General features: G+C 56.6%; 2 protein-coding genes, 2 pseudogenes and 1 other annotated feature. Of the genes and pseudogenes, 1 reads left to right on the forward strand and 3 read right to left on the reverse strand.

Features of this window, described 5'->3' with window-relative positions; translation table 11 throughout:
• Positions 1 to 138 (reverse strand): annotated as a pseudogene (locus tag L610_RS18485) (IS256 family transposase); the annotation flags it as partial.
• 964 nt (positions 139 to 1,102) lie between these two features.
• Positions 1,103 to 1,819, reverse strand: coding sequence for a hypothetical protein (locus L610_RS18490; RefSeq protein WP_144706871.1), 717 nt, complete (start codon positions 1,817 to 1,819; stop codon positions 1,103 to 1,105).
• A gap of 1,137 nt (positions 1,820 to 2,956) precedes the next feature.
• On the opposite strand from L610_RS18490, the gene L610_RS18495 reads away from it, so the two are divergent.
• The gene (locus L610_RS18495; RefSeq protein WP_144706873.1) at positions 2,957 to 7,825 is read left to right on the forward strand and encodes a type ISP restriction/modification enzyme; all 4,869 of its coding nucleotides are present in this window, start codon (positions 2,957 to 2,959) and stop codon (positions 7,823 to 7,825) included.
• 375 nt (positions 7,826 to 8,200) lie between these two features.
• Here the strand turns inward: L610_RS18495 and L610_RS18500 are convergent.
• Positions 8,201 to 9,191: pseudogene (locus tag L610_RS18500) on the reverse strand (IS3 family transposase); the annotation flags it as partial.
• Positions 9,032 to 9,148, reverse strand: a sequence feature (AL1L pseudoknot). It overlaps the preceding pseudogene by 117 nt.

Below are 9,191 nucleotides of genomic sequence, written 5' to 3' on the forward strand. Positions count from 1 at the left end.
GCCATAAGCGGCGCCGGTGGCCGCACCCACCTCCATCTCCATCAACCGCTCGGCGGCAAAGCCGATCATCTCGCGCAGGAGATCGGCGTCGGGGGTCTTCTCCACCAGCGCGCGCAGGTTCATCATGTCGTCGGTCATCGGTGTTCCTTCCGGAAAGGGGTTGGTCTCGCAACCAGACCCTACCGGAAAGCGCCGATGACCGCCGCGCTACCCAGCTACACCACGTCCGGGGACGTCACCGCATCAAGTGTCCTCTGCGTGACACTTTACATTACGACACCCGGAAGTTGACATCACAGCCAATCAAGGTTGCATGTGTCAACTTAGTTCAGCTAAATGACAACTTCCTCGTCATGTAAGGCGCCTAAGAGACAACAAAATATACGCCAAATTCCTCCTGAGACGACTTAAACTTAACATTAAGTTGACAGATGTTTACATCGGAACGCGCTTTTCCTCTTTTTTCGCTGAGTGTCAACTAATCTACCGCTTCCTACACACGAGAGGAGCACGACGTTCCGCGAGAAGACCGGACAGGGCCGAACAAAAGGCAGATGGGCGGAGGCAACGGCGTCACCAACGCCTTGCAAGGCAAGGCTGAATATATATTCGGCAGCATTGGTCAGATTACGCGTTCCGCAAAGGAACTCTTGATCAATGAGAGGTCTGATTGGGCACCAATGCGCCCGTCTTACCCTATTTTCGAACGTTCCAGCGTAGCGCTCAATCGGCTCGAATATTGTTGGGAAAGCTCGCGACGTTTATTGCCCACCTCGTGAGGGGTTCCTAGCCTCCCCAATGAAAGCCGTTCTGGCCTTTCGAATTCCGTTCGGAGCATCGTCTCCAAGGGGAGTTCACTGGCAGCTTCCCCGGATCGGCTGTAGTTCTGCACGTATCGTAGCGCGGAGCCAGCCAGCGTGCTCCCCTACGTCAAGGGACGAACCTTTCCTTTTTCACTTAGGGATTTGGCCATTCTTCCAGAAGTCGCAGAGACACCTCTAAACATCACGCAGAGATGTCATCTCTAGTCATGACTGAAGGTTGCCGGTTCTTGGCAGTGGCATGACCGTGAAAAGGGGGGCGTATCCGAACTGTAACCTAGCTACTGCTCACCAATGCGGTCAAGAAGGCGCTTAGCTGTGTTATACGTCCACTTGCCACCTCTAGTAGCTGGGATCTGTAGGTCGTTGAGCCGACTAGCGACGACTGAGGGAGTGAGTGCGTGCCCGGGAGCTAATGAGGCTCTCAATTCTTCTATCACTGGCTTCAGCTTCTCTGCGCGGCGTTGGGCTTTCCGCCGATTGGACGCGGCGCCACGCTTTTGATTTTCCGTCAGGCTCGCCGATCGCTCTATTGTTCCGCCCAAGCCCCGTGAGATTGCGCGCCCCCGTTTAATCAGACTGACGGCCTCACCGGCGATCATAGATCGATCCATGCCTGTGAAGTTCTTCCAGGATTTCCCAGTTGACGCATCAAACAAATCGCAATTCAACAAATCCACCCGGTCCATTACCTCAAGCACATTTTTCTTCGCCGATGCTATTAGTGCCTTGATATCTCCAACAAGCAGCGGAGCATCGTTTTCACATGCGAACCTAACGGCGTCGGCGAACACGTCAGAATTCAAGAAATGAGATCCGCGATGTGTCGTGGCATCGAAAAACGTCCGGAGAACCTGCACGCCGTTCGCCGAAGCGAACTTCCTGATTGCCTTGTGCTGTGCCTTGATCGCACTGAGGGCTGCGAATTCTTTAGAGCTGCGGGGCATGCTCCGGACGTAAGCAAACAAGAAAACAGTTACGGAAGAGGGTTGAGCCATATGACAACTCTAAACACAGTGCAGAGTTGTCATCGCTACCAAGATTCGGAGGTGGACAGGTAGCCGGAATGTTAGGCTTTTTGACCGGACCAGCACACGAAACGCATCGTGTCCGGGAACCTGTTTCTCTTCCCCTGCCTACCGCTGCTTTTATATTAATACATTCGTTAGATATTATGTAATTATATATATAGTTATCGATGGCACGGGAAGCGCAGGTATCCGATCGTCCGGGATGCGCTGTAATGCTGCGGGTTTCTAAGAGGATCTCCGGAACAGTTCACTTGCTACATCCGGGACCCACAGCTCACGGGTGCGCACTGGCCGCTTCCTCGCGTTACGCGCACAACGTTATGCAGCCGGCCAACGGAGCCAGCCCCCAAGCTCCCCTGTGTTAAAGGAAGCATAGCCGTCAGCTCTGCACTCATCAGCTTGCTTTCTGGCCGCAGGTTAGAAGCAGATCACGGATTCTACCGGACATGCCGGCAATAAACGATAGAGCCGCCACTCAGCCGTCATCGCCACTGACATCTCTAAGTAATGTTTAGAGGTGTCAGTGCATGCAGCAGTTGATGCATAGAGCAGCCCAACTCTCAGGCGAGCTCGCCGGCCGGCCTCATTGGACCAACAGCGAAAACATCGCTTGCGCGTGCGGATCCAGCCAGCAAGCTCCCTTGGGCCAAAGCAAGCATGCTCATGTTCGTTGAGCGATCTACGCCCGGAGTTCGTTCGCAAACTTTGAAAAAGCCGCCACGAGGGTTCCTGCACTAATTCCGCCATAGCACAGACAGCCAACCCGTCAGCGTCGAACAATAGCTCGCAGTTCATCCACAGAGAGCCAAGGCAGCCGGCGATGGATTTTGCCGGTCACCTCCGCCGCCACGCTCAGGGGAGCTCACTGGCAGCTTCCACTACATTGAGCGCACAAGTTGCTGCGGTCACATATCGGAACCAGCCAGCGAGCTTCCCTGTGTCAAAGGAAGCACGCCTTGTCTCATGCGCGACAATCCTGTCGGTCCCTCACCGGGTTTCGCGATCCCGGGAAGGCTGGCAGCAATCGATGTGTCTAAGCGAACCGCAAGCTTGCCCGAGTGGGATGCGGTGGATAGGTTCGGGCCCGACAACAGGGGGCACACCATGACCAGTTCTATCGATGCTTTGCTCGACAGCTACCGCGCCATGGCGACCACGGAGCGGGAGAAGGGCACGTATTATGAGCGGCTATGCGCGGCTTATCTTCTGCACGATCCGGTTCAAGCGGCTCTTTACGATCAGGTATGGCCTTGGAAGGACTGGGCCGGGCCGCATGGCTGGGATGGCAAGGACATCGGGATTGACCTCGTAGCACGACTGCGAGACGGAACCGGCTTTGCCGCCGTGCAGTGCAAGTTCTACTCAGCGAAGCACAAGATTGCCTCGGCTGATATCGATTCGTTTCTCGCCGCCTCCTCGAAAGAGCCGTTCAAGCTACGCATCGTCATGGACTCGACTGAGGTCGAATGGTCCCCAAACGCTGAAGCCAAGTTGGAAGGACAGTCGATCCCGGTGCTGCGGATTGGTTTGGCCGACATGCGAGCCTCTCCGATCCAATGGGAGATTTTCGCTTCCACTGCCGATGTCGTGCTGCAGAAGAAGAAGGAACTTCGTCCTCATCAGCAGGATGCAGTGGAGGCCGTCCGGCGAGGTTTGAACGCCCACGATCGCGGCAAGATCATAATGGCCTGCGGCACTGGTAAGACCTTTACCGCTCTCAAGATCGCCGAGGATCTGGTCGGTGTGGGCGGCAGGGTGCTGTTCCTTGTGCCCTCGCTCGCGCTAATGGCACAAACGGTTCGTGAGTGGACAAACGATGCCGGCGTTACTCTACGCTCTTACGCGGTCTGCTCTGACAGTCAGGTTGGCAAGCGACGCATCGGTAAAGACGATGTAGCTGAAATCACGACTCTTGATTTAGCCTTCCCGGCAACAACGGACGCCTCGACGCTCGCGGCCGGCGTTAAGGTGCCTGCCCCTGACAAGATGACGGTCGTCTTTGCGACTTACCAGTCGATACAAACCGTCTCGGATGCGCAGCTGCAGTATGGGATGGACCGCTTTGACCTCATCATCTGCGATGAGGCACATCGCACAACGGGCGCGACCTTCGGGGAGGAGGAGAGCAATTTCGTCCGTGTGCACCGTGACGATGTCGTAGGAGGCAACAAGCGCCTCTACATGACGGCAACTCCACGAATCTACGGGGACTCCGCCAAGGCCAAGGCGACAGACTTGGGTGTCACGCTGGCGACGATGGATGACGAGGAAACGTTCGGTCCCACGTTATTCTATCGCGGCTTCGGCTGGGCGGTGCAGGAAGGCCTTCTGACCGACTACAAGGTCATCGTGCTTGGGATGGACGAAGGGCTTGTAGCACGCTCTACGCAAGCCAGAATGGCGGATCCGGAAAGCGGCCTCGTTCTTGATGACGTTACCCGCATTCTTGGCTGCTACAAGGCGCTGACCAAAGTAGACATTGCTGCAGACCTTGGGGCGGACACTCAGCCAATGCGCCGCGCGTTGGCGTTCTGCCGCGACATCAAGTCGTCAAAGCTCGTGCGTGATGAGTTTTCGGCGGTGGTCGAGGAATATCTTGCATCAAGCGAGGTGCAGCAGGTCGAGAGCGATCTGGCAGAGCATCATCTCAAATGCGAGATCCAGCATGTGGACGGCACTTTCAATGCCAAGACGCGCGGTGAGCTGCTCGACTGGCTGAAGGCCGAGAGTGACGACAACACCTGCCGCATCCTGACCAACGCGCGATGCCTCTCCGAAGGGGTGGATGTGCCGGCTCTCGATGCCATCATGTTCCTCCATCCGCGCAAGAGTCAGATTGACGTGGTGCAGTCGGTGGGCCGCGTCATGCGCAGGGCACCGGGCAAGCGCATGGGTTATGTGATCCTGCCCGTGGGAATTCCTGCCGACAAAACGCCGGAAGAGGCGCTCAACGACAACGAGAAATACAAAGTCGTCTGGCAGATCTTGAACGCACTGCGGGCCCATGACGAGCGGTTCGACGCCACCATAAACCAGATGTCTCTGGGACAGGACGTCTCCGATCGCATCCAGATCATTGGCGTGAACACAAAGGAACTCGATTCGATCACTGCCAAAGTCGAGAACCTGCCCAGCAAGCGGTCGCCCGCCAGCTCTGGCCTCGGCCAATCAGGAAGGAATGCAGACGACGAGCAGGCTGTTGAACCTCACCAACCTGACCTTCCGGGGATCGTCCTCGACGACTTCAGCCGCGCCGTGATGGCGAAAATCGTCAAGAAGTGCGGTGACCGTGAGTATTGGGACCGCTGGGCGGCAAGCTTACGCGACATCGCCCTTGCTCACATCAAACGTCTCAATGCGATCCTGTCCGTGCAGGACGGCCAGGCACGGAAGGCTTTTGACGACTTCCTTGCTGAACTACGCGATGACCTCAACGGCGGCATTACCGAGGCCGAGGCTGTCGAGATGCTGGCGCAGCACATCATCACGCGCCCTGTCTTTGATGCGTTGTTCGAAGGGCACGAGTTCACGAAGGAGAATCCTGTTTCTCGCGCTATCCAAGGCGTGCTTGATGTTCTTGAATCCGAGCACCTTGAGAAAGAAAGCCGCGACCTCGAGGACTTCTACAAGAGCGTCCGCAATCGAGCGATGGGCATAACCAACCCGGCCGCAAAGCAGGAGCTTGTCCGCCAGCTTTACGACAACTTCTTCGGCGTGGCCTTCAAGGGCACCCGAGACAAACTGGGGATTGTCTATACGCCGATCGAGATCGTCGATTTCATCATCCGCTCTGTCAATGACGTGCTGGAAGATGAATTCGGTCTGACCGTCGGCTCCAAGGGGGTGCACATAATCGACCCCTTCACCGGAACGGGCACGTTCATCACCCGCCTCCTGCAATCAGGCCTCATCGCGCCTGACGAGCTGGAGCACAAATTCCGCTATGAGCTGCACGCCAACGAGATTGTGCTCCTAGCCTACTACATCGCGGCTATCAACATTGAGACGGTCTACCACAGCCTTTCAGGCGGTGAATACACTCCCTTCAACGGCATATTGCTGACCGATACCTTCGCTATGGGCGAAGGACAGGATGAGCTGGCCTTGGTCATGCCAGACAATTCCGAACGTCGTCGCCGCCAGCAAGAACTCGACATTCGCGTCATCATGGGCAACCCACCTTATTCGGTGGCCCAGCATATCGACTATCCGCATTTGGACGGCCGGATTGAGAAGACCTATGCCGCCCGGTCCAAGGCGACAAACAAGAACGCGCTCTACGACAGCTACATCCGCGCAATCCGCTGGGGTGCAGACCGTTTGGGCGAAAGCGGCGTTCTGGCCTATGTCAGCAATGGCGGCTGGATTGATGCCAACACCGCCGACGGTATGCGTAAATGCATGGTCGAGGAGTTTTCTTCCATCTATGTCTTCCACCTACGCGGCAATCAGCGCACGAGTGGAGAAACATCGCGGCGCGAGGGCGGCAAAATCTTCGGCGCCGGCAGTCGCGCTCCTATCGTCATTACGCTCTTCATCAAGAACCCTAGTGCCGAAAAGAAGGGGCAGATATTCTACCACGACATAGGCGACTACCTGAGTCGAGAGGACAAACTGAAGATCATCGCCGACTTCGGATCAGTCCGCGGGATTGCCGCAAAGCGGGGCTGGCAGCAGATCACACCCGATGAGCATGGCGACTGGCTTAAACAGCGGAATGACAGTCTTTCCAAGTATATCAGCATCGGAGACAAGAAAGATAAGTCTTCACCCGTATTGTTTGAAAACTACTCTGCAGGCTTGAAAACGCAGCGTGACGTCTGGTGCTACAACTCCTCACTCACCAAGCTCCAAGCAAACATTCAGCGCACAATCCGATATTACAACGATCAGCTTGCGGCCTATCAACGTCAACGAGCGGAAGGGGAAGCTTCGCCGGAAGATTTCACCAAGGAGAATCCAAGCCAGATTTCTTGGACGAGTGCGCTGCGTAATGACTTGGCTCGATTGAAACCGTTAGCCCTCCAAGACGGGGAATGGGCGCCTGCAACCTATCGGCCATTCTTCCGCCAATGGCTCTTCTTCAGTCGTCGATTAAATGAACGAGTTTATCAGATTCCGGCGATTTTCCCCAACCAAGACATCCAGAATCGCGTCATCTGTATTGTCGGCACGGGCGGCGGAAGAGAGTTTTCGGCGATTCTCACGGATCATCTGCCCGACTTGGAAATTATGCGCGCAAGCCAGTGCTTTCCACTCACACTCTTCGACCACGTCGATAGCGATGGAACGTCGGATCTACTATCGTCCATAGAGACCCAAAAGCCGATCTATCGAACACGCCACGGCATCACCGATGCGGGGTTGAGGCATTTTGAGGCCGCCTATCCGGGTGAGGCGATCACCAAGGATGACATCTTCTACTACACCTATGGCCTGCTGCACTCGAACGACTACCGCAGCCGCTTTGCCGATAACCTGACCAAGGAACTGCCGCGCATCCCGTGCGTGAAGAAGCCGGCGGATTTTTGGGCGTTCGTCAATGCTGGTCGTGCCCTGGGTGATCTGCATGTGTGCTATGAAACTGTGGAACCTTACCCAGTCACACTGAAGCAGGGCGATCTATCGTTGGCTCAAATCGATGATCCGGTGAAATACTTCCGCGTCGAGAAGATGGCCTTCGGTAAGGGCAAGGACCGCTCTGTCATTCACTACAATCCCAACATTACCCTGATCGACGTGCCCTTGGCCGCCTACGACTACGTCGTGAACGGCAAGTCCGCGATCGAATGGGTCATGGAGCGGCAAGGCGTTCGCAAAGACAAAGACAGTGGAATCATTAATGACGCCAATGATTACGCCAACGAAACCATCGGCGACCCACGTTACCCGTTTGACCTCCTGTGCCGCGTCATCACGGTCAGCCTTGAGACGATGAAGATCGTGCGGTCGCTCCCGAAACTTGATATTTAAACGTCGCGTCTGTGAAGGTGTAATACGTGCTGCAGCCCCGGCCGGCAGACGTGTGCCCGGGAACCGCAAACTATGGAATCAGTTCCGCCTAAAGGCCGTTTTCTGCTTTGCGCGACTCTCAGGGGCGCTCACAGGCGCGCTCCAACTGTAAACCAAGTGGGCAATGCACAGACACGCGCGGAACCAGCCGGCGATCATCCCTGAGGCAAAGGAAGAACACATAGCTGCAGGTCAATGCCTGCTATTCCGAACCGGCCTGAAAACGCGAGCTGTCGCTGAGCGCCTATTATCCTAAGGCTCGCGCTACAGATTTCGCAGTGCTTCCAATTCTGGGAATGAACCGCCCCGGAAACTCCGGAGGCTGTTTGGTTTAAGTTATGCGGCCATGGCCGGTTGTTCCAGTGCGGCGTAGAAGTTTGCCTCAGCTTCTGCTGGTGGGATGTTTCCGATGGGTTCGAGGAGGCGTCGGTGATTGAACCAGTCAACCCATTCGAGAGTGGCGAACTCAACGGATTCGATGTTTCGCCAGGGTCCGCGCCGGTGGATCACCTCGGCCTTGTAGAGTCCGTTGATACTCTCGGCCAAGGCGTTGTCGTAACTGTCCCCGACGCTGCCCACTGACGGTTCGATCCCGGCCTCGGCCAGGCGCTCGGTGTAGCGAATGCTGACGTATTGCGACCCGCGATCCGAATGATGAACCAGACCGCCGCGATGGACGGGACGGCGGTCGTGGATGGCCTGCTCGAGGGCGTCAAGCACGAAGCTGGCATGGGCGGTGCGACTGACCCGCCAGCCCACGATATAGCGAGCGTAGACGTCGATCACGAAGGCTACATAGGCGAACCCAGCCCACGTCGCCACATAGGTAAAATCGGAGACCCAGAGCCTGTTGGGCGCCGGAGCATGGAACTGGCGGTTAACGTGATCGAGCGGGCAAGGAGCGGCCTTGTCGCTGATCGTGGTGCGCACTGGCTTGCCCCGAATGACACCCTGCAGGCCGAGTTCCCGCATCAGTCTTTGCACCGTGCATCGCGCAACATCGAACCCTTCCCGCTGCATCTGTCGCCAAACCTTCCTGACGCCATAGACCGAGAAGTTCTCGGCAAAGACCCGCATGACCTCAGGCTTGAGGGCTTCATCGCGCTGGGCACGGCCCGACAGCCGCGAGGGATCCCGGCGTTGGACGACATGCTCATGATAGGTGGATGGGGCGATCGGCAGAACCCTGCAGATCGGCTCGMCCCCATAAGCATCCCGGTGCTCATCAATGAAGGCGATCATCGCTTGAACAGGCGGTCGAGCTCCGCCTGGGCGAAATATGCGGAGGCTTTGCGAAGGATCTCGTTGGCCTGACGCAGCTCCCGGT

It is taken from the genome of Aminobacter sp. J44, assembly GCF_007829415.1.
Classification (GTDB): Bacteria; Pseudomonadota; Alphaproteobacteria; order Rhizobiales; family Rhizobiaceae; genus Aerobium.